The 22,617-nt window shown below is 38.6% G+C and carries 16 protein-coding genes; 7 read left to right on the top strand and 9 right to left on the bottom strand.

All coding sequences use genetic code 11. The annotated features are described in order from the left end of the window. Positions 1-2: 2 nt before the first annotated feature. The 6 genes from K348_RS0114620 to K348_RS0114645 form a co-directional block, all read right to left on the bottom strand. Complete coding sequence (locus K348_RS0114620) at positions 3-1,484, bottom strand: MBOAT family protein (RefSeq protein ID WP_051697934.1); 1,482 nt, start codon at positions 1,482-1,484, stop codon at positions 3-5. A 19-nt stretch (positions 1,485-1,503) separates the two neighbouring features. Further along, the gene (locus tag K348_RS0114625; RefSeq protein WP_029906014.1) at positions 1,504-2,976 is read right to left on the bottom strand and encodes a LysM peptidoglycan-binding domain-containing protein; all 1,473 of its coding nucleotides are present in this window, start codon (positions 2,974-2,976) and stop codon (positions 1,504-1,506) included. A gap of 18 nt (positions 2,977-2,994) precedes the next feature. Next, positions 2,995-4,371: a hypothetical protein gene (locus tag K348_RS0114630; RefSeq protein WP_231496795.1), complete on the bottom strand. Its 1,377-nt coding sequence runs from the start codon at positions 4,369-4,371 to the stop codon at positions 2,995-2,997. 277 nt (positions 4,372-4,648) lie between these two features. Continuing rightward, complete coding sequence (locus K348_RS0114635; RefSeq protein ID WP_029906018.1) at positions 4,649-5,128, bottom strand: pyridoxamine 5'-phosphate oxidase family protein; 480 nt, start codon at positions 5,126-5,128, stop codon at positions 4,649-4,651. 300 nt (positions 5,129-5,428) lie between these two features. Then, entirely contained in the window at positions 5,429-6,334 is a 906-nt protein-coding gene (locus K348_RS0114640) for a DUF3316 domain-containing protein (protein WP_081852586.1), read from the bottom strand. After that, a complete protein-coding gene (locus K348_RS0114645; RefSeq protein WP_029906022.1) occupies positions 6,324-9,050 on the bottom strand; it encodes a DNA gyrase/topoisomerase IV subunit A in 2,727 nt (908 codons plus the stop codon). The genes K348_RS0114640 and K348_RS0114645 overlap by 11 nt, the downstream gene beginning before the upstream one ends. A 169-nt stretch (positions 9,051-9,219) precedes the next feature. Between K348_RS0114645 and K348_RS0114650 the strand changes: the two genes are divergently transcribed. The 4 genes from K348_RS0114650 to K348_RS0114665 are packed head-to-tail and all read left to right on the top strand — an operon-like array spanning position 9,220 to position 12,039. Further along, positions 9,220-10,371 carry an FkbM family methyltransferase gene (locus K348_RS0114650; protein ID WP_029906024.1) on the top strand — a complete coding sequence of 384 codons (1,152 nt, stop codon included), beginning with the start codon at positions 9,220-9,222 and terminating at the stop codon, positions 10,369-10,371. Next, positions 10,372-10,749, top strand: a complete 378-nt coding sequence (locus tag K348_RS0114655; RefSeq protein ID WP_029906026.1) for a LytTR family transcriptional regulator DNA-binding domain-containing protein — start codon at positions 10,372-10,374, stop codon at positions 10,747-10,749. Between the two features lie 2 nt (positions 10,750-10,751). Continuing rightward, complete coding sequence (locus K348_RS0114660; protein WP_029906027.1) at positions 10,752-11,627, top strand: hypothetical protein; 876 nt, start codon at positions 10,752-10,754, stop codon at positions 11,625-11,627. Positions 11,628-11,634: 7 nt separating this feature from the next. After that, the gene (locus tag K348_RS0114665) at positions 11,635-12,039 is read left to right on the top strand and encodes a PaaI family thioesterase (RefSeq protein WP_029906028.1); all 405 of its coding nucleotides are present in this window, start codon (positions 11,635-11,637) and stop codon (positions 12,037-12,039) included. Here K348_RS0114665 and K348_RS0114670 read toward each other — a convergent pair. The 3 genes from K348_RS0114670 to K348_RS0114680 are packed head-to-tail and all read right to left on the bottom strand — an operon-like array spanning position 12,034 to position 16,856. Continuing rightward, a complete protein-coding gene (locus tag K348_RS0114670; protein ID WP_029906029.1) occupies positions 12,034-13,194 on the bottom strand; it encodes a PepSY domain-containing protein in 1,161 nt (386 codons plus the stop codon). The two genes, K348_RS0114665 and K348_RS0114670, sit on opposite strands and share 6 nt — an antisense overlap. A gap of 5 nt (positions 13,195-13,199) precedes the next feature. Next, the gene (locus K348_RS0114675) at positions 13,200-14,432 is read right to left on the bottom strand and encodes a DUF4374 domain-containing protein (RefSeq protein ID WP_029906030.1); all 1,233 of its coding nucleotides are present in this window, start codon (positions 14,430-14,432) and stop codon (positions 13,200-13,202) included. 21 nt (positions 14,433-14,453) lie between these two features. Next, complete coding sequence (locus K348_RS0114680) at positions 14,454-16,856, bottom strand: TonB-dependent receptor (protein WP_051697937.1); 2,403 nt, start codon at positions 16,854-16,856, stop codon at positions 14,454-14,456. Positions 16,857-17,211: 355 nt separating this feature from the next. On the opposite strand from K348_RS0114680, the gene K348_RS0114685 reads away from it, so the two are divergent. From K348_RS0114685 to K348_RS0114695, 3 genes are all read left to right on the top strand, one after another. Continuing rightward, positions 17,212-18,078: a LytTR family DNA-binding domain-containing protein gene (locus tag K348_RS0114685; protein ID WP_029906032.1), complete on the top strand. Its 867-nt coding sequence runs from the start codon at positions 17,212-17,214 to the stop codon at positions 18,076-18,078. 439 nt (positions 18,079-18,517) lie between these two features. After that, a complete protein-coding gene (locus K348_RS0114690) occupies positions 18,518-20,533 on the top strand; it encodes an FISUMP domain-containing protein (protein ID WP_029906033.1) in 2,016 nt (671 codons plus the stop codon). A gap of 298 nt (positions 20,534-20,831) precedes the next feature. Then, complete coding sequence (locus K348_RS0114695; RefSeq protein WP_051697906.1) at positions 20,832-22,484, top strand: DUF6377 domain-containing protein; 1,653 nt, start codon at positions 20,832-20,834, stop codon at positions 22,482-22,484. Positions 22,485-22,617 lie beyond the last annotated feature (133 nt).

The following is a 22,617-nucleotide window of genomic DNA, read 5'->3' on the forward strand; positions in this document are numbered from 1 at the left end:
CTTTAAAACTGGAAGTATATAAACGGCTGAGGACCGCTCGACATTGTAGCGTATACCAACCAAAAAACTAGTCCGGCAATCACTGCCTTCACTCCAAGCGGACTACTGTTGAATCCTGCTTTTACCTTATTAACAAAGTTCTCAGGCAGGAAGTGCATTATAAATCCGATAGCTACCAGTATAAATACATTCTTGTAACCTTCCAGTACAACCCACCAGTCGTGCGGAGCAAATGTCAGATCACCGATGCTGGTAATAACATCGCCTGCAACTTCGAAACTGCCTGCACGGAAGAATATCCAGCAAAATGCAACAAAGTGGAATGTAAGAAATATGCAGATTATACGTGTTATACGGTCATCGGGTACCTTTATGTATTGTTTGAAGAAACGTTCGCCAGCTAATACAACGCCATGTAGCCCTCCCCAGATGACGAACTTCCATGATGCACCGTGCCACAAACCGCCGATGAGCATGGTCAGGAACAGGTTAATATAAGTTCTTACTTTTCCTTTACGGTTTCCGCCTAACGAGATATACAAGTAGTCGCGCAGCCAAGAAGATAATGAAATATGCCAGCGCCGCCAGAATTCGGTAATCGATTGCGATTTATACGGAGTGAGGAAATTGGGAGGTATAGTGAATCCCATCAATAGAGCAAGTCCTATTGCCATATCGGAATAACCCGAGAAGTCACAATATATCTGTAAAGTATAACCATATACAGCCATCAGATTTTCGAACGATGTATAGCTTAACGGTGAATCGAATACGCGGTCTACAAAGTTTGTTGAGATATAATCCGATATCACAGCCTTTTTAATCAATCCGATAAGTATAAGAAATATAGCTGAACTAGCCTCCTCGCGTGTCAGGTGCAGCTTCTTATACATCTGCGGCAGGAAGTCTTTCGCCCTGATAATCGGGCCTGCCACCAGTTTAGGAAAAAAGCTGATATAGAAACAGAAATCGAGCGTCGATCTGGCCGGTTCCATTTGTCGACGATAGAGATCTACGGCATAGCTGATAGCCTCAAATACGAAGAAAGAGATACCAATAGGCAGTATGATATTCTGGAATGACAAATCACCGTTAAATATCGCGTTTATATTATCGATAAGAAAGTTCGTATATTTATAATACGACAGCATTCCCAGATTGGCTATAATAATAAAGATCAGTAATAACTTGCGGGATGATTGCTTTTCCGTTTCATACATTTTCTTCGAAAGCAGATGGGTAGCAACCGCACATATGACCAGCAGTATATAGTAGTTTCCTCCGGCTTTATAATAGAAAAACAGAGAGAATACGATGACATATATCTTGCGGAACAAATCATGCTTCTGCGTTCTTGTCAGTACATAAATAACATAGAAAACAAGGAACAGACCGAGAAATAGCGGGCTATTGAACAATAACGGATGTTCCGGATTATAAATAAACCATGAGGATATATTCAGATCACTGAATAATCCGGCAATATAATCAGGAAGATATGAATCACTTATGTTCAACGGTGTCTTCAATTTTTATATTCTTCTTATAGTTATTGTATGCGTCAATGAAGTCGGAAGCAAAAAGTTCACCCTGAGCCTGATATCCTCCGGTTGTATAATGGACTTTATCACGGGCTATCATACGGGCATACTGACCTTTAGGAGCAATGCCCGATGCTCCCCCCATGCGGGTATATAAATCCCATACCGGTACATTATTCATACCCATCAGGGCATCGCTGTAATCGATAATATATGTATTTATACGACGATTTCGAAACATGGATGGAGGAGGGGTCATTACAAGGACAGTAGCAAAAGGATTTAATTTCTTGATGTTCTCAATGAACTCCTGTACCTGATAGATATATTCCGTTTGAGAAAGCCTGCCGAACGATTCATTTGTACCGAATGACAGGATAACCAAATCGGGTTGCAGGATAGGAAGCTGCTCGAAAAATAACGGATATTTGTTATAGTCAGATAGCTTTGCTCCATTAACTCCTATCGAGTGATAAATTACACCCGGTTTGTCGTTTTCAATTACAAACCCGTTAAGGTTGTACATTGCCTGTTTGTCGGCGGGAAGTATTGTAATCCTGTTGAGAAGCGTATCACTTGTATATGAAGAATAATAAGGTTTGGTTTCCAAGTTCACATAATCAATACTATCCTTCTCTATATTCGATGTCGAGGCCTTAGTTTGTACGAGCTTAGTGCTTCTAGCCCCTGCTTTTACAGGTATTTTCAGCCTTTGCTTGGGTTTAATAAGATTCGATTTCAACCCGTTTGCATTTTTTATCTGCGTTATGGTAACGCCGTACTTACGGCTAATGCCATAAAGACCTTCCCCGCTTTTCACCGTGTGATATCTCATGCCTATGGTAGAAGCGGTAACTGTACCACTGGAAGAAACTTCGAGTGGATCTGCAGTAACAGACATTCTGTAATGAGGCTCGACAGTGGGATATATTATTTTTACATTACTGAATTCGTAACCTTCCTCTGTATATAATTGCAATACAAAATCTTCAGCCGATGTATACAATGCTATTCCGCTCAATCCTACGCCTACATCAGCTACCGGATATACATTGAGCAGACTTTGCCACGAAGCATTGCAAATATACTTCACACGACTCGTGCCGTTAGTTCTCACCAGTCTGTAAGGAAAAGTAAACCCGAATCCGCCGTTCCCGAATTTCAGTTGGAGGGCTTCACGGATAGCATTCGTGAAAAAATCAGCTTGTATGTGAGAATCACCTATATGCACAATGTTTATTTTTCCTTGTTTGTTATTTTCTAAATTATATAACTTCTCAAAAACGGTTGATAAAAGTGCCTGATTTGCGAAAATATCACCCTTCCCATCAAAAATATCGTTATTATTTTTGATAGATTTTGCCGGTATATTCAGCGAGGGCATTAATAAGAGAATAATAAGACTTAGACGTATTATTCTTGTTATGAACTTCATCAATCCGTTATCTTTCTATTACTGATTTGTCTTAAATTTAGTGTAACCTTTATCAATTTCTTCATATATAAGCTTAGCTACCTTTTTGGAGCCGCTTCCGTTAAAGTGGGTATAATCTTTATTGGCCATCTTGTTATTAACCCAGTTTACCATTGAGCCTTTTCCGCCCATTGCTTCATATAATGAAATATATCCCGATCCCGTTTTGCGGGCGTAATTCTTCTGCGCATTGGCTAATGGTACTACAGCCGGGTCGGTCTGCATCGTTCCTTCTATTTTCAATGCCCTGTCGGCAGTAGATATAATTAATATATCAGCGTTAGGGAAACATGTATGCAGGTTATTCACGACAGTAGTCATATTTTTTTCGTACCAACTGTAATTTAGCGAGCCATATCCTAATACATTGGCTCCGTAATGCAGGATTATAAGATCGTAATTCAGTACTTTATCAAACGCATTCATCAATGACGGATTCAATATAGATAAAGGTAGTCCCGAGTTGCTGCGTACAGAAAAATTATCTACATGTATACCTTTTCCGTTATCGAAGTTAAAGCCATAGATAGGAATAGAGTCAGCTTTATTAAAATTCACCTGCAGCGATTTCGGATCTCGCGATGATAATGACAGCGTATTTACTAAGTTGGAAGGATTCAGTCCTTTACTTATCACCGAATCTTTATCGGCAGCAATGGTCACATATGCATTACTGTTATTTCCTCTTCCGTAAAGAAGAGTAGGGGAATTCAACTGAGTCGAATGCGGTTGCGATTGCGCCTTATATCTCACCCAATATGTCTGTCCGGGATCATTAGCGAAGAATACCTGCCCGTCTATTCCAAAGGGACGTCGTGGTTTCTTTACTTTTACAAACGATTGGGAAAACCAGTTTTTAGAAAACTGATGCGATACAGATGCTCTTGCGCCTGCTGATAATGATGATATGGCTACAAAGCCGACACCTTCACCCCCGTAATTTTCCTGAAACTCGCTGCGTACATCTTGTACTATATAGTCGCCGTCGTTCATCGAATCACCATAATAAGCAATTCTTATTTTTCCGGTACCTGTTTCTTCGAGTTTGCGAAGTTTAGCATAGAAACGTTTTAGATTCTTATAGCCGTCTATCGATAAAGTGGGGTCGAGGTTCTCATCGATTTGTAGTGTATCCCCTGACATTGTACTGTCTGTTTGCAGAGGAACTATTCCATCAGCCGTAGTATCGCTTTGGGCAGCTAGTGCCATACTATCCATCAGGATATTCTCATTAGCCCCTACTTCGTCCGAAAAAAGACGGTCTGGCAATAAAAACTTGAATGTTAAGAAGATTACCACAGATAAGGCGACAAATATTATTGCCTTAACAAAATACGAATTATTAGATGTACTCACAATCAGCAATTTAAACAAAAATTTTTGTGTTAGGAAATATTTTAATAAAAACTGTGCAAAGCTAGTCACTTTTCCTCAAAAATAAAGGCAATGGAAAAATATTTTCCGATAATTTACTTTTACACAATCTGTTTTATCTTAATTCCTAAAGCAGGCCTCTGCCTGCTGATACAAAAATAAACCTAATTTATATATAATCATCATGCATTTCTATCCTCTGTGTGAAATCTGCTTCTTACTGTACGAAACAGGTTAAAGGCATGATGAAATTTCATTATCAATATTTAGCTTTCGCAGTAAGATGTTCTATTGTTACCTTGAAAGTCATAGTCCGTTCCCACGATTTATCCATGTATTTCTCTCCGATCTCCTCGTATTCGGGTGAGTATTTTTTGACAATGAGCCGTAAGGCTTTCCGTTTTTCTTCATCGGATAATTCTATATCGGCTCGACCGAAAGCTATTACACTTTCATATTTTGTAGAAAATTGATCCGGGATCGGTTGCGTGACGCCGACAATGCAAAAAGAAACTTTGCTATGCTTTTTCAGTATATCCAGTTTTTCGCCTTCGGGTGCACAATGAAAATAAAGGATGTTTTCCTCTTCATCGTATGCATAATTGAGAGGTATGCCATAGCTGTACCCATTTTCGGAAATGCCTAGGCTAAGAAATCCGTATTCAGAAGTCAGAAGCAATTCTTTGATTCGTTCCTCATCTTCCAGTATTCTGTTTTGTCGTCTTACTTCTCTGAACATTTTATTATTAAATATAATAATGACAATATGCAACCAGTATGAATGTTATCAGTCCGAACAGGCGTAAAATCCATATTGGCTTGCGACAGATACTTTCTTCTTTCCATAACAAATTGTATCGGCAATACCTATATAGAATAACAGAGGAACAAGCGCCTATACCAAACAAGATTACACTGATAATTGCACTGCCTGTATACTCAAAGCTGTTTCTTATTATCCCAACAATCGGGAATTGTAGCATAAGCAAAGAGGTTGCGATTGCAATATTCCCTAGTTTTTCTTTTTTTAGAACCATAGTCAGTGGTTATTCCAATAGTTGTTTTCTGCCTTTTCCCGTGACCGTTTGACACCCTCGATAGGGAAGCCGATAACAAAGCTGTTGGTGTAATGATGTGTTTGTATATTGTGTACTTTTGTTTGATACCAAGAGCCGAGATAGCCTACACGTATAGTATATTTGTTTATCGGGATATCTACGGATAGATAATTACGCAATGCCCTCTGATTGTGGAACGAGGCGAAATTCACTATTTCTACCGTATTACCTAGTGAAATTTCATAATAGGATTGTCCGTATCGCGGAGAGAAAAGCATCCCCATAAATGGTGTATCTAATTGCCAGCGTACTGCAAACCGTTTATATTTATAGGAGGCAATAGCCGACAGGTTGAGATTGGTGTATCCGCGCGCTGTCGCTGGATTATTTCCGTTACGCTCGTTATATAACGCTCCCACATTGATATCCCATAATCCGCCGACTCCCAGCCGGAATGCATCGGTATTGTACAGGCTGTAATGCCCGCCGATGCGGTAGGAGAGAAGCCCCCAATATTCTGTAACGTTTTTGGCTGGATTATCGCCTTTGGAAAAGTCGAGTTCGAAGACTTGTTGTTTGTAGAATTTGTAGTTGAACCACCTTGTCCGCCGCATCTGTTCATACATCAGGTGAATAGAGAATCCTTTGTATTCAAGGGGCGACAGGTAGGTGTCGTACATATTGGCGAAGCCTATCGATGCCGAAATAGCATTGTTGGTTTTTAATTCAGGGAGAGGGCAGGCACCCAAGCCTGGAAAAGAAGAATAGACAGGTGTTATTATTATTGTGTCTGTTTTATAAATATATACTGTATCCACTCTGTTTTGAGCTAATAAATTACCCCAAAACAATAAGCTGAATAACAGGAATATATATTTACTCTTCATCCTCCTTATCACCATCTTTAAACAATGATTGCTGGCCAGTAATTTCATCTATAATATCCGAGATAGGGCGGTTATCCACATCGTCGTCGTCGTCATCTATCTGCACTTCAAATTTCTTTTCCTCTTCGTCTTCCGGTTCAGGGAAGCGAAGCGGTTCCAATTCCTTTATTTCGCCGATTTCGAATGTAGAAAGACGTTTACCTTTGGCTTTGAAGCTTTTCACTGCTATAAATTCATCAGCATCAATCTCCAATGCTTCACGGTAGCTGTCACGTCCGCCAAATGTAACCTGAATGCGAGGATAAACAACATCCGTCAGTAATTTCAACTTCGATTCAGGGTTATCTCCCAAGAAGTTTTGTTTCTTAGCCGATGCTTCGAATGTAAAGCGTTTCATATACATAAACTTCTGGTCGGCATCGAAGAGTACGGCTGTCCAATTCTTATTAGCATTGAATTTTTCTATATAGATGATGCCCGATTCGTAATGGTTGCTCAAATCAAAATTGGATGTATAGAATTCCCCATTCTGATTTACAACAAGTATTTGTTCGTCGCTCTGGAATTCACCGAGATATTTGCCGCGTCCGTCGTAATTGAGGCGAAGCACATCCTGATCGAACCATACTTTGCGTCCACCAAGGGTAGAACCTCCTTTTTGCTTCAATGAAATCTTATGCACATCTGCCTTTGTAAGAATATTACCCATCGACTGGCGTCCTTTGATAGCTATGTCGCTGAAATCCTTTTCGAAAACAAGTATTTTCTGACGGGGTTTCGGTTTCAGTATCACGCGGATAGTTTCGGCCTCCCCGTTAGGGTTTGCGCTGAAATAAACGATTTTCGAGCCTTCTTTACCTTGTGTAACATCATATTCTTTGTCGCGGGTGATTCCCGTCACGGCAAAGCGTTTTATATAGTCGGGACCTTGTTTCCCATGGCGGTAAACTACGTTGTAGATAGTCCGGTTATCGTTTCGGCGGAATACATTCAGATATAATACATTCTTGCCTACGAACATCTTATCGGCAACTTTCACAATCTTATATTTTCCGTCTTTATAGAAAATAATTATGTCGTCGATATTGGAGCAGTTGCAGACAAACTCATCCTTTTTCAATGCTGTGCCGATAAATCCTTCTTCGCGGTTGATATAAAGCTTTTCGTTAGCTTCTACCACCTTTGTAGCTTCGATAGTATCGAAGCTGCGGATTTCTGTTTTGCGTGGATAGTTTTTGCCGTATTTATCTTTCAGCATTACATACCACGAAATAGTGAAGTCTACAATATTTTCTATGTTATGTTTTATCTCTTCTATCTCTTCCTTATATCGGGCGATCAGCTCGTCAGCCTTATCGGAATTAAATTTGAGAATGCGTCCCATCTTTATTTCCATCAGTTTGAGGATATCCTCTCGCGTCACTTCACGGATGAATAATTTTGCGAATTTTGTCAGCCGTTTATCGATATGCTCTATTGCAATATCCATACTGGAAGCATTTTCGAACTCCTTATCTTTATAGATACGCTCTTCGATAAAAATCTTTTCCAGAGAAGAGAAGTGCAGGCTTTCTTCGAGTTCACTCTTTTGTATTTCTAATTCGAGTTGAAGCAGCCTTTGGGTGTTTTCGGTTGTATCCCTTAATATTCTGCTAACATTAAGGAAATATGGTTTGTTATCCTCTATAACGCAACAATTCGGAGATATGCTTATCTCACAATCGGTGAATGCATAAAGCGCATCTATTGTTTTGTCAGATGATACTCCCGGAGCCAGATGTACGTGTATTTCTACGTTCTGTGCGGTGATATCGTCTACCTTGCGTATTTTTATTTTGCCCTTGTCATTTGCTTTCAATATCGATTCTACTACCGATGAAGATGTTCTTCCGTAAGGAATATCGCTGATGACAAGTGTTTTATTATCCAGTTTCGAAATCTTTGCACGTACCTTTACAGAGCCGCCGCGTTCACCGTCATTGTATTTGCTGACATCTATATATCCTCCTGTCTGAAAATCGGGATATAATGTGAATTCTTCGCCTTGCAGGTGTGCAACGGCAGCATCGCAAAGTTCGTTGAAGTTGTGCGGAAGTATTTTTGATGAAAGACCTACGGCAATACCCTCGGCTCCCTGAGCAAGTAATAACGGGAATTTTACGGGAAGCGTAATCGGTTCCTTGTTACGTCCGTCATATGACGGTTTCCACTCGGTTGTCTTAGGATTAAATAGTACTTCCAGTGCAAATTTAGATAGCCGTGCTTCTATGTACCGTGGTGCAGCGGCACCGTCCCCTGTAAATACGTTTCCCCAGTTACCCTGACAGTCTACCAGCAAGTCTTTTTGTCCCAATTGTACCAAAGCATCCCCAATAGAAGCATCCCCGTGCGGGTGAAACTGCATGGTATGCCCGATGATGTTAGCCACCTTGTTGTAACGGCCGTCGTCCATACGTTTCATGGAATGCATGATACGGCGTTGTACCGGCTTCAGTCCGTCCGATATATGAGGAACGGCACGCTCGAGTATAACGTATGAAGCATAGTCCAGAAACCAGTTCTGGAACATGCCCGAAAGGTGTAGCTGATTGTCTCCGGTATCTTTTACCGGAACTTTATAATCGGAATGGGAGCCGTCATTACCGGATTCCTCGTCCTGTATTTGTTCGTCATTGTCTAAATTCTCTGGTTCGTCGATGATATCTTCGGGGAACATGCGTGTAATATGATTTTAATAGCTATTTCAAAACTCGACCAAAGATAGTTTTTTTTGGTGTGAATTCAAAATCTCTGACGGGGTGTATTTTAATATAAAAATGATCGATAAGGTGTCTTATAATTGCTCAAAGTTAGTACATTTGCATTTTAACAAAACAAAATACAGAATGCTCATCGACAATGCATATATTCACAAGAGGCTGGATGATTTAATCAAGGAAAAACAAAATAGTGCACAAGCCGAAAAGGAGAATGCCGATAAACTGTACCGGATAAAAATGCGTTTTCCCAAATGGCTTCGAATTATGGTTTTTCATCCTTTCAACCCGGCGTATTCTGTGTATCTTCAACGAAAAGCCAGCCGCAATAAATCTAAGAATGATTTTATGGCATTAGGCGCATTGCATCCGCTTGCAGTTGATTTCGTGAAATATTGCTTTCAAAAAGATATCAATTTCAATCCTTCAAGTTTTTATCCCAAAGAAGATGAGAGTGAAATCGTTCAGTTTATCGACAACCGCCTCAAATCTGTTATACCGGGCTACAATTATCTGAAAACAAACGAACAACATAAAGATATTTTAAAGAAAAAGAAAGTTATTGAGGATGCAACCCGAAAAGTCGAAAATGGATATTCTCTTGCCTTGGACGGCTATGATTATTTTTTGCCTTCCAACTCGTTTCAGGAGCACACTTATATACATGAATATGGCTTAAAATATCTACCTGCATATGTTCATGGATTTATTGCCGGTAAAGACTTTCTGGATATAGGTGCTTATCTGGGGGATACTTCCATAATGCTTTTGAAAAAATACAAACCGGAAAAAGTTTATGCATACGAGCCTGTTACTGCGAATGCAGAACATTTGAAAGAAACAATACGTATGAATAATACGGATAGAATCATTGTAGTAAATAGGGGAATGGGAGATAAGGAAGAGGATATAGATATTTATATTAATCCCGATCAATTGTCCAGTTGTTCGACCAATGATGCGCTTGCTGCCACATCTTCCATTAAAGAAAAAATACATATAACAACGATAGACAAAGAATGTAAAGACCGGAAGGTAGGTCTTATCAAAATGGATATTGAGGGTGCCGAATATTCAGCTATACAAGGAGGAAAGGAAACTATAAAAAGAGATAAGCCTGTACTTTTAATTTCCCTTTATCATACGGGCAAGGATTTCTTTGAAATACCTGCTGTACTGAAAGAATGGGTTCCCGACTACAATTTCAGGTTCATGAATATTGAAATACAGAATCCTATTTCTGAAAAAATATTAGTAGCTTATCCGAAACAAACTAAATAGATGCAAAAGTATCTCGTATTGACAAACAGCAATGAATTAGTCAGGGTTTCGCCAGACAGGATAGCCTATATCTCATCCGACGGAAACTATTCTACTATGGTGCTTGTCAATGGCGAAGAGCATGTATTTTCTTTCAATCTGGGCACGTTCGAAAAGGTGATTGAAAGGCAGTTGGGCTCTGAAGCACAAGTGTTTATCCGTTTGGGAAAAAGCCTGATAATAAATGCAGATTATATTTATTATGTGAGTGTGTCGAGGCAGCAGATCATATTATCCGATATAAGTTTCTCTGATAAATTTGTTCTTTCGGCATCAAAAGAAGCTTTAAGAGCACTGAAAATGGTACTGGAAGAAAGTTTGAATAATAAAAAATTATAGAGATGAGCAAGAAAGATATAAACAAAGAAAATGAAGTCTACTTTCTTGGCTCAAAAGAAGGTGGAGATAACAGCCCGAAAGAAAAGAATCGGAAATGGCTGGTGCTGGGTATATGCTTAGCTGTATTGGCTATCATCATTCTGCTTGTATTTCTGCTACGTAAACCGACTGAAGAATACTATTTCGAACCGGTAAAGGAAAAGGTTATTAAAACGGTTATTGTCAAAACGGATAGCATTTCACAGTCTGATACAATCAGAAGCTATATCGAAGTACTGGAAGAGACAGTAAATGACGTTCCTATGTTTGTATATGTTCCACATCATGCCGAAATGTCACTGGCGGTGGGAGTACAGGATAAAACCGATTCTACGATTGTCTTTATTACGCAGGCTGCAGATATAAGAGGTGATAATCAAGATATTGTAGGAGACTTCGTTTTAGCAGGTAAACGCTTGTCACGAGGCGTGGCCAAAGAAGGTTTCTGTGCTGTAATTAACGGAGAAATTACAATCGGTGTAGCAGATAAAACACCATTGTTGCAGGAATCTATAGAAGAAGGAGGATATTTCTTCCGTCAATATCCGCTCGTAGATAAAGGAGAATTAATTGAGAATAATCCGAAGAATAAATCGATCCGCAGGGCTTTAGCTATCCGTTCGGGAAAAGTGGTAATGATAGAGAGCCGAAGTGCCGAATCGTTCCACGATTTTGCACAGGCATTGATAGACATAGGTGTAAGCGAGGCAATATATCTTGTTGGAACAAATAATGCCTATGGCTGGTATTACGACCAACAGCGTAATAAAACTGAATACGGAACCGACCCGTCAGAAGAATTGGAAAATACCACTTTTATTGTGTGGCGATCAAAATAAAGAGACTATGACAATATACGAGTTTTTTGAAAAAGATAAATTTGCATTACAGGCAGGCGTTAAATTAATGAAGGCAGGAAACGGTTATGCTAAAGCTTGTATGGAGATAACTCCGTCACATCTGAATGGAGGAGGCGTGTGTCAGGGAGGCGCCATTTTTACGCTGGCTGATCTTGCTTTTGCCGTAGCAACAAACAGTCATGCACGGCTCACATTTTCCATAACGTCTAATATCAATTTCTTTAAATCGGAGAGCAAAGGAGTATTATATGCCGAAGCACGGGAAGTGTTTTCACATAATCGCCTCGCTAATTGTGAAGTCAATATAACAAACGAATCCGGTGAACTGATTGCTTCTTTTAATGCAACAGGATACAGAAAAGATGCCGAGTTACCTTTCGAAGCTTTATGATAGCTTTAAGGCCTTTTTACGCTTTTTCTTTATTCTCCGGTACCAGATAATAAATCCGGTCACAGGCAGAGATGCCCCGATAAGGCTGGCTGAAAATGCCAGAATCTTACCCCAAATACCCAATATCCTGCCGTCATGAATTTCCAGATTCATTCTTCGGAATTTATCTGCAGCGGATGCCTCTGTATACTTTCCTGCGTAGGGGCCTGAACCTTCTAAGGGCTTGAGTGTATATTGGTCGAAAAACAGGTTGTCGGTTTTATAATATGAACCTCTTTCGTGAACCACGCTTACTCGGATTACTCCGTCATTTTTTCGGGGTAGGGCAAAATAGAAAGTTGTGGCATTAGGCTCATCGTTTCGTAATTGAAGATATAGCTTATCCAGCGGTTCGAGAATACGGTTATTTATATTTAAAGTGTCGGATTTAGGTAAAGTATATGGTTTCAATTCTTTTCCGCCTGATGTAATGTAATAGACCGACTCACTGAACCAGCTGAAACTCCATATCAATCCGGTAAGGGAAAGTATCAACAATATAGGAACAGAATATCCTCCCAATACATTATGAATATCGAAATTGATGCGGGATAAGGGTGCATTTTTTCTGAAAGTGAAATTCTTCTTTATTGTTTTTTTATTCCATTTTTTCGGCCACCATAAGATAACGCCCGTTATAAGTGTTATTACAAAAATCAATACACCATATCCAACAATAGGTTTCCCTATATTAGTCGGTAGCCATAATGTACGATGTCCGGAGAGAATAAAGCGGAAGAAGTCGAAATCATCCGGCTTTTTTTCTAAGGTTTTGAGTACTTGGCCGTCATACTGGTTTATATAAACCGTACTCATTCCTGTTTTTGGACTGAAATAATCTACAAAGACCGCATCCGATGCTTCACCGTATGTAATTGCCGAAGGGGTAGCATCCTTTATTTCATTGTTTGAAATTTCGAGGACACGGGTGGGCATTATGATTTCTTTTTCCTGTGGCGAAATAAATTTCCATGGCTGGTTAAAATCGTTTATCTCGTCCTTGAATGCATATATACATCCCGTTATGCAGACAATAAACAGCACGATACCAGATAGTAAGCCCAGCCATAGATGAAGTTCGAACGAAATTTTCCGCAACGTTTTGTTTACCGGCATTTTTATTATTTTACTTTGAAGAATCCGGCGACAAAGTTAGTCAAAACTCCCGCTCCTTTTTCAGCGGTTGCTGTTTTTGGGTCTACTTTATATATAAAAGTCCTGCCGGAATTCTCTGTTATAGGTACATACACATATCCATCGTCTACCAAAACAGCGAAACGGCGTCCCCCATTTCCGTTATGGACAGGTATTTCTTTTATATCCGTTACTGTCTGATTCTTCAAGTCGATAATGCAACACTTCAAGTCATTATCTTTCCAGCGATGTTCTTTTGCCGTCATATTTTTTATAGTACTGACTTCCGCAAATAGCAGATCGTCGCCTATATATTTTATATGTATTGGTTTCAATCCTCCCGATTTGGCTTCAAAGTCGAAATAGTAATCGTCAAATTCAGTTGTTCCCTCAGGTATACGCAGAAAAGCAGCCGTCTTTGTAGCCTGTGAAAAACCGTTTGCAATGGAAGAATTAGACATGATATAGACATTTCCCGTTTCATCTTTAAATAAGCCGTTATGGGCATACCACGAACCTGCAGGCCCTGTACGGGTATCTTTCATCAACTTTTTAAATGTCATATCGGGATATGAGTAAACGGCTACATATGCTGTGTCGGTATACTTTGTTTCATAGTCTTTTGGATTCATATGAAAATAGGTCATATATATATTATCTCCACTGCGGCATAGTCCTGTAGGGCTTGGCCATTCCAGTGATGAAATAGGCGCTATAGGTGTGCTCGTGCGTTTGGATATCGAGATACCGTCGATATCTACCTCATAAAATGTTATCATGTCACCGCTTTCGGCATTATCCGGTATTTCCATGCCAAGCATCGACTGATTGTCTATCTGCGAAAATAATCTCAAAGATTCATCGAAGCTGAACTGATCTTTTTCATATAGCAACCCGTCAGTTCCCCTTACCACTCCTGTGGCGTTGGTAACGCCTAGTCCACCCACACAAAAGATAGTTTGGTTACCTTGTTCATAGTCATGGAATCCGTTTTGTTCGATACCTTTATTCACTGCATTTATAGTACCGGACATAAGGTCGTCGGTGGTAACAATATAGTAAGCGGTTGTAGTTCCGGTTGTTATACCCAGTGCCAAAACATAGGGCCGGTTCGGTATATCTTCCCCTTTATCATCGAATTCGTCGCATGATGTTGTGAAAAGCATTATGCAACAAGAGAAAGCAAGTAAAAGTGTTTTATTTATATATTTATTATTCATCATTCTAATTTCTAAATGGTTTTATTTCAAAAAGTAACGCAATTTAAGATTGAATGCACGTCCCGGTTTCTGCAATCTGTAATTGTCATATAGTTTCGTGTCTGTGAAATTGGTACATTCTACTATTACGCTGTATTTTCCCCCCTGCATGGTATATCCCAAGGATATGTCATGCGAAGTCTGCTCCGGAATAACTTTCTTAGAGGCTTTTGCTCCCATTCCCGGAAATGAGAGATAATATTTCCATACATAATTTAATGAATAATCCAGAGATAATTCGGTATCTTTCATTGCAATGTCCTGAAAGCGAAGCCCTATATCTCCATGTCCGAAAATGTAAGGTATATTAGGTATCCGACGTTTGTAATTTACATTTTCAAACACGTCGTTTCCTACATACGAACCCTCTCTTTTTTCATATTTCTGCACATCTTTAATATCCTGATAGGTAAAGTTTACTCCAGCCTGTAATAGTCTTTTGAATTGATATTTTAATCCGCCTTCTACACCTTTTGTGCGCACTTTACCCATATTCTTATAACTGGTAACGGCTGTGGCGGTAGATACATCTTTCAGAATGAAGTCTTTTGTATCCCTATAGATAAGATTAGTCTCCACATAGAGAGTATGTTCTTTAAAGATTTGCTCGAATATGAAGCCAAGATTGGCATTATTGCTGCTTTCGGGCTTCAGGTCGGGATTGCGTTGCTGAACAAGGCCGTCACCGAACATTTCTGAACTTTCGGGCAAACGGTATGCCTTTTCATAAGATAGTTTTCCTTGTAGTTTGGGTAAAATGAAATATGTAAAAGCTGCCCCGTAGCCGAAATTGGTTTTACTGTCTGTCAATTTCTCCAGACTTTGGTTGCTCAAATATTGATTCTCTATCTTGTAAGTAGAACTATTCGTGGTGTACATTTTTCCGAATACATTTGCATTCCATCTGTCATATTTTATCTGCCAGCCCAGTCCGGTAATATTTTTAGTCAGTTTCTGAGGAATTTTGTTTGATTCATTTTCAGGGTCTACTGCATCGTGGATTTTCCTGTTGAGAGAAGAGAATACATGATTGAGTGTAACGGACTGATGATTATCTATCATATAACTTAGGTTGGCATTGGCCAGCCATTCCCTGTTTTTTATCTTCGAATCGGTATATGCTCTTTCTCCTTTCGCTTTTTTTTCTGCCCATTCTCCCAGCCAATTATAATTGCGTGCAAGTGTATCTATACTGAATGAGTTTACCATACTGTATGCCCCATATAACGAGGCAGATAGTCCTTCCACAAACAAATCTTCTTTTTTGTAGCGTATAGATGGTATCATCGATTCGCTTTTGGCTCTTACCCCGCCGTATACAGCATCCATTACTGCTCCCGTCTGCACATCCTTGTCATTCTTTGATAATATGATGCCTGCCAAAAGATAATCTGCATACGATTTATTGGTAATTCCCGTTTCGAATTTTATTCCCATCGATTTGTAATCGTCATGGAAACGTTTCACCCACTTTTCTTCAATTGTTTTACCGCTTTCCAAATCTTTTATCGGTACGAATACTTTATAATCGTTGTCCGAATAATTGAAGAAAGTATTTGCCCGTACAGTAAAACCTGTTTTTAGATCGGTATATGCTCCGTTGAGTGAAATCCTGTGTGTGTTGAATGACCCGATAGAATAAGATGCATCGAGATAATTGGCATCCTTGCGGCTTATAATATTTACGGCACCTCCTAGAGCATCGGCCCCGAGGCTGACAGGAAGGACACCTTTATATACTTCGATACGCTCGGCCATATTCACGGAAATATTACTCAGATTGAAAGACGAACCGAAGTTATCCATTGGTATGCCGTCCAAAAAGAATTTAACTTGATTACCCGAAAATCCATTTAGGCTAAAATTATAATTCGAACCTACTCCGCCGTCTTCACGAATACGTACACTGGAAACATTACTCAGCATCTTACTCAACGGGGCAACCGTATTATATGATTTTTTCAAATCAAGTACGCTTACGGCATAAGCCTGTTCTTGTTTTTGCCGTGCTTCACTTTTTCCAGTAACTACAACCTCGTCAAGTTCCAGTGAATTGCTGATTTCAATGTCAGGAATGACAGTAGTTTTACCCGACAGTACATTTATTTTTGCTTTTACAGTTTTCAATCCCAGTCCCGATACTGTAACAGTACGATTTCCGGCAGGTACGTTTGTTAGTAGAAATTCACCTTGTTCATTAGTATATTCACCAATAGTAGTACCTTCTATAGATACAGCCACGGAATAGACGGGCTTTTTTTGTGTATCGATAACACGTCCTGTTACAGTATTTTGTGAATATAATGAAGGAAAAGAACTTCCGAAGAAGAGAAATAAAAATAAGAAATAGCTAAATGTGTAAGTCGCAGGTCGTTTGATATTCATTGTTGAAGTTGTTTTTGCAGGCGTAAAAGTAGTATTAGGCGGCATGTTCTACAATCACCATATGTAGGTATATGTCCTCATCGTGATACCAATATATAGTGATACTGAAAAATCTATTTACTATATTATAAACAGTTTACATAATTAAGGGAAAATTACATAAACATGCCTTTCTATTACACATTCATTCCCAATTGACATTTACCTCTGATTCAATCGAAATTTGATGTTATCTTTGTATTGAGTGAGGACTAATTCATAAACCAGAACAAAATTTGCATATCGAAGCAACAAGGTATTTTATCTAATTTATGATAAATATCAGATAGCAGGATGTTTGCCTACTATTATATGTATGCCAGAAAAAGCCAGAAAACTAATACGATTTTTCAATCAGCCGTTTCAATATATTCACAGAAGATGGCTTGTCGTAGTGATCTCTTCCGCATGGGTTTTCCTTGTAGCCATTGTATTGAGGCCATTGGGGATAAGCCTGTCTGACCATGAGCATGCAATCGTATTCATATTTACAGTTGTTACGATAATAGTTGTTTCGTTTGTAATGTACGGATTGCCTTTTATTTTTAAAAACTTTTACCATCCGGACAATTGGACTGTCGGCAAGTATTTGACTATCCCTCTTTCAATAGTAATTATTATAGCTCCCATTTGTGCTTTTTTGGTCTATTTTCTTAGTGTAAAGGAAAATAAAGTAATGGATGTGCATCCTTTTTACAGGTTGTTTGTCTGGTATGCAAGAGCTTCTTTTGTTGCAGCTGTTCCTACATTCCTATTTTTTTTGGTAGGCAGGAATCAGCGGAATGATATTGTTTTAAGTGATAAAAAGAATGAAATCATAAATAATAACGAAGATGATAAGGATATCATTTCTTTGTCGGGAAGCACGAAAGATTCACTCACTATTCCGGCTGATAATATATTATATGCTGAGGTTTTAAGAAACTACGTTTCTATATATTATAAGGAAGAAAATATAGTCAAACAAAAATCTTTACGTACTACATTGCAGCAGATAACGGAAGTATTAGAACCTTATCCACAGTTTGTACGCTGCCACAGGGCATTTATTGTTAATCTTACGAATATAGCCGATGTTAGGGGCAATTCGCATGGCTATCAACTAACGTTAAATAATATCGACGTAAAAGTTCCTGTTTCCAAATCTTATACAAAAGCTATAAAAGAAAAACTGGATATCTGAATTTACCAGCTTTCCGTTTTATATGTTCTTAATCCTTATCGGCTTTACTACAATTTTATCTATCCTACTATTTTCTTAATAAAATAATCTGCCTTTTAAGTCAAGACAGATTAATCTCACAATATATTTACAGTGTTCATATATCATCTTGTGAAAAGGTACGATACAGATAGCAGTAAATAGTATATAATCTGCTGAAATGTCCGTCTGTAATCATATTTGTATAAAGTATCCCAGATTCTGTGCCATACATCCCACAGCCTTTGATATTGTTTTCCGATCATCTAATTTCGCCCCTCGATACTATATACACCTTGCGGTCAACAAGTAACTTTTTTATTAAGAAGACAAATATTCATACTAAAAATCCCAGACACATATTAACATAAAGCTCTGTATCAATTTTTGAAAATATACATACATCTTAACACTTCAAAATATGAAAATCAGTGTACAAAAAACTTGTAGTTTATTACTATTTTTTATTCTATTTTTTTTATCAACAGGATCTAAGGCTCAGGTTACAATTGGTATATCTGAGCCTGCAAACGCAGGTGCTTTGTTAGACCTGAAAGAATATCCTAATGTCAATGATGGTAGCCCTAATGCCAGTAAAGGGCTTGGATTACCGCGTGTGAAACTGACGGATTTTACCAACCTGTATCCGATGTTTGCCGAAAGTGACGGAGTAACACCTACAGCAGAATACACCACTGATAAAAGCACGATCGATCCCGCACACGTGGGGTTGGTAGTATTCCATGTGGATAACTGTAGCATGCATGGCAAGGGTGTTTATGTATGGGAGGAGAAAGGATGGTCTAAAATAGGTAAGGTGGTATTGCCCGGAGTAACGCTTGATCCAAATGCTACTATTATAGAATTACCAAGTGGAAAGGACTTGCGACCGCTTTCACCTACAGTAGTTAATGTAACTGTAGGGCCCGATAATAATACGGCGACATTATCGCAATTGACTAATGGTTCTCTGGGGCTTATCGATTTCACAGCTAATCCGCTTCCTGCGACTTTACCTTCTGCCACCACTCCTTTGCAATTGCTTCCTGATATGATGAATACAACCAGCGAAGTTACTTGGGAAAGCCCTTGGTTTTCGAAGGAAACAAAATTGTCTTTCACGTCGGAATGCGGAACAAGTGACGTAATACTCAACCAGACAAATTACGCTATGAAAATAGGAACAGCTACTGTCAATACTACAAGGGATACCCTGATAACATTTCATGGCATTAATCAGACACATGGATTAGGGGTTCAGACAAATGTAAAATGGAAAGTAGAAGTAAGTGATCCGGATAATATTTTACAAACTTATACTCCGGCCAGCGGAACAATTACCGGTAATAATAAGTCTGACGGAACTATTAATCCAGGATTCGCCTTTTGGCTAACGGCAAAACAAGGAGGTAAAGGTGTGAGGTTCTTCAAGGCGTATGCTGTTTTTTCAGACACAAATGTGCCTAAAAGATTTAATGATATAACTGCCGAGTTGAGGCAATGTCAGGGAACAGAAGACCTGACGGCAATAGAAGCCCTTCCTTATGAGACCGAGTATGGCGTAAATAAAGTAATAAGACATAAAGATACGCGCGGGCCGAATGGCGATTATGATTATTATTCGGCAGATTTCGGACCGGCCGGACGCTGGATGACCACAAATATGTCGGCCTTGACATACGATCCGGTTCGTACAGACGGGAAACCATTCCCTACCATTACAATGTATAATGATTATAATCCAACACAGGATATTAACCGAGCCAGCTGGGGATATCCTACAAGAAACGGTGGTACGGATGCTACACTGGATGATCTCTATATCTACAATCCTCATTATGGCGTATTGTATACCTATGCTGCAGCGACGGGCGGACGTCCTGCTCCTGCAGGAAGTGAGTTTAACCAAAAATATACCCATGAGGGCGGTACACAGGAAAAAGTACAGGGAATTTGCCCTAACGGATGGCATTTACCAAGTGATTGGGAATGGACAAGACTGGAAAAAGAAATTATAAACAATACGACAAAATACTCTACATATACAGAGAATATTATCGATGTACCCGGCGGAGATGTATTTAATGAAAACCAGCAATACGGAACACGCGGCATCTTGCATGGAAATGCAATGAAAGATAATTGTGAAGCTATAGCGGCAGGAACTGATCTTAGTAATTACGGAACATCGAAACGCCTTATAGCAGGAGGATTTTCGGGACTACTGGCCGGTCATGCCAATCCTTCAAATGCTTATCCTCACCAGATTGGTGCTGCTGTTAATTTTGGGCATGTAGGCTATTTTATCAGTGCCAGCAGTACAACGCCAACGACTGACTCGAGGCGTAGTATTAATACCGGGAAAACTGTTGGAGTAGTAGCACAGTCTAATAAATATCAGCTGAGTTCTGTACGTTGTGTGAAAGATACTTTTTAAACAGTATAAACATTCTTTGAAATAACCTTAATCAATACTGGAACACACTAGTTTGTCTTTATTTTAAACCTCCCCTGATGTTAATCGAGGGGAGGTTTGCCATTTTTGTTAATAGAATTAAATTCGTCGTGAAAGGGGGATGTTTAACTATTTGTTTGATAATTGTTTATTGATATGCTTGCAAGAATTTAAGTTTTTTTCAGACCTGTATTATTCAGAAGTTTACTATCTTGTGGTAAATTAATACATAACTAAATAATAAACGGAGTAATTTTACATAAGTAAAATGCCACAAATAATGAAATTTGATAGTATATCGCAATTAAAAAAAATCTTTTTTATACTCATACTTTTCTTCCTGAATATTTCTGCATACGGGAAAGATGATTTGAAATCATTAGTTGATTATCTGGATTATATCATAAATAATAAGCAGCAGTTTACTCAACAAAAAGAACATAAGATTTACGATCTGAAACAAATGCTTGAGGATGAGGATATCTCGTTGGAGTATGAATATGGCATCAACCTCAAATTATATCAGGAATATAAAAAGTTTAAACTTGATTCTGCCAGATATTATATAGAAAGAAATCTTCAAATCTCAGATTCATTAAAAAATAAAAAGCTAATTTATACATCTAAAATACAAATGGCATCCTTGTATTCTTATTCGGGGATGTATCGCGAATCGGAAGAAATACTGAATAATATCAACAGGAAGCTATTGCCCAAGGAATTACTTCCGGACTATTATGAAACCTATTGCCGTTTCTTCGAGCATTACGGGGCGAATAGCTATCAGAATAAATATCTAACCCAGAATGAATTATACCGCGATTCTTTGATGTCTGTAATAGATCCGGTTTCATTCAACTACAGGATAAATCAAGCCCACAGATACTTAAGCTCAGGAAAAACAGAATTGGCTGAAGATTTGCTTTACGAACTTTTGGATACAGAAGATATTGATACACCCAACTATGCAGTGATAACTTACTATCTTGGGGCGATCAACGGTAGAAAGAAAGAATATTTGTTAGAAAAGAAATATTATACCCTTTCTGCTATAGCAGATATTAAGAATTCGATAAAGGAAAATGCTTCTTTTCAGAGGCTGGCAACTATCTACTATGATAGCGGTGATATTGCCCGGGCATTCAAATATACCCAGTCGGCAATAGAAGATGCAGTTTTTTCAGGAGTGCAATTCCGTACTGCGCAGATGTCTCGGTTTTATTCCATTATTAATGCTTCTTATCAGCAGGATCAGGCCAGATCGAAATCTAAATTGCAACTATATCTGGTCTTTATCAGCATACTGTCTATATTTTTAGTCTTGCTTGTCATATACGTTTACAAACAGATGAAAAAAATGTCAGTTATAAAGGAGGAGCTTTCTCTTACAAATGATAAACTGACATCACTCAATAACGAATTGAATGAAAGCAACGACCAATTGACAGAGGCAAATCATATCAAAGAACAGTATATTGTTCATTTCTTGGATTTATGCTCCGATTACATTACCAAAATGGAAGATTATCGCAAGAATCTGAGTAAAATAGCTATGAACAACCAGCTGGATAAATTATTCAAGATGCTGAAATCCACAGCTATGGTTGACAGTGAAATCGATGAACTTTATAAAAACTTCGATTCTGTATTTTTAAACCTGTATCCTACCTTTGTTTCCGATTTCAATTCTTTATTAGCGGAAGACGAACAGATAATCCTTAAATCGGGCGATTTACTAAACAGAGAACTTCGTATTTATGCCCTTCTGCGTTTAGGAATTACCGATAGTGTGAAAATATCTTCTTTCCTTCGCTGTTCGATAAGTACTGTATATAATTACAGGACCAAAATCAGAAATAAAGCGATAGTACCTCGCGATGAGTTTGAAAATATCGTTATGAAGATAGGTGTTATAAGCAAAAAAGAAGACTGATTTCGTTCCAAACTATCTACATTTTTTCTGTTTTTTATTTTTATAATCGCCTTATTAATAGATGTATATCTGTTTTGTGTATCTACAAAGATGCCTTTACGATTAAAGATGGGCTTTTATTCTTTTTAGCTTT

This window comes from Prevotella sp. 10(H) (assembly GCF_000711235.1).
GTDB lineage: Bacteria > Bacteroidota > Bacteroidia > Bacteroidales > Dysgonomonadaceae > Dysgonomonas.

Excerpts from the sequence above, each read along its gene's own strand:
- K348_RS0114625 (WP_029906014.1), bottom strand. The coding sequence starts at position 2,976 with ATGAAGTTCATAACAAGAATAATACGTCTAAGTCTTATTATTCTCTTA.
- K348_RS0114635 (WP_029906018.1), bottom strand. The coding sequence starts at position 5,128 with ATGTTCAGAGAAGTAAGACGACAAAACAGAATACTGGAAGATGAGGAA.
- K348_RS0114640 (WP_081852586.1), bottom strand. The coding sequence starts at position 6,334 with ATGAAGAGTAAATATATATTCCTGTTATTCAGCTTATTGTTTTGGGGT.
- K348_RS0114645 (WP_029906022.1), bottom strand. The coding sequence starts at position 9,050 with ATGTTCCCCGAAGATATCATCGACGAACCAGAGAATTTAGACAATGAC.
- K348_RS0114650 (WP_029906024.1), top strand. The coding sequence starts at position 9,220 with ATGCTCATCGACAATGCATATATTCACAAGAGGCTGGATGATTTAATC.
- K348_RS0114655 (WP_029906026.1), top strand. The coding sequence starts at position 10,372 with ATGCAAAAGTATCTCGTATTGACAAACAGCAATGAATTAGTCAGGGTT.
- K348_RS0114660 (WP_029906027.1), top strand. The coding sequence starts at position 10,752 with ATGAGCAAGAAAGATATAAACAAAGAAAATGAAGTCTACTTTCTTGGC.
- K348_RS0114665 (WP_029906028.1), top strand. The coding sequence starts at position 11,635 with ATGACAATATACGAGTTTTTTGAAAAAGATAAATTTGCATTACAGGCA.
- K348_RS0114670 (WP_029906029.1), bottom strand. The coding sequence starts at position 13,194 with ATGCCGGTAAACAAAACGTTGCGGAAAATTTCGTTCGAACTTCATCTA.
- K348_RS0114675 (WP_029906030.1), bottom strand. The coding sequence starts at position 14,432 with ATGAATAATAAATATATAAATAAAACACTTTTACTTGCTTTCTCTTGT.
- K348_RS0114680 (WP_051697937.1), bottom strand. The coding sequence starts at position 16,856 with ATGAATATCAAACGACCTGCGACTTACACATTTAGCTATTTCTTATTT.
- K348_RS0114685 (WP_029906032.1), top strand. The coding sequence starts at position 17,212 with ATGCCAGAAAAAGCCAGAAAACTAATACGATTTTTCAATCAGCCGTTT.
- K348_RS0114690 (WP_029906033.1), top strand. The coding sequence starts at position 18,518 with ATGAAAATCAGTGTACAAAAAACTTGTAGTTTATTACTATTTTTTATT.
- K348_RS0114695 (WP_051697906.1), top strand. The coding sequence starts at position 20,832 with ATGAAATTTGATAGTATATCGCAATTAAAAAAAATCTTTTTTATACTC.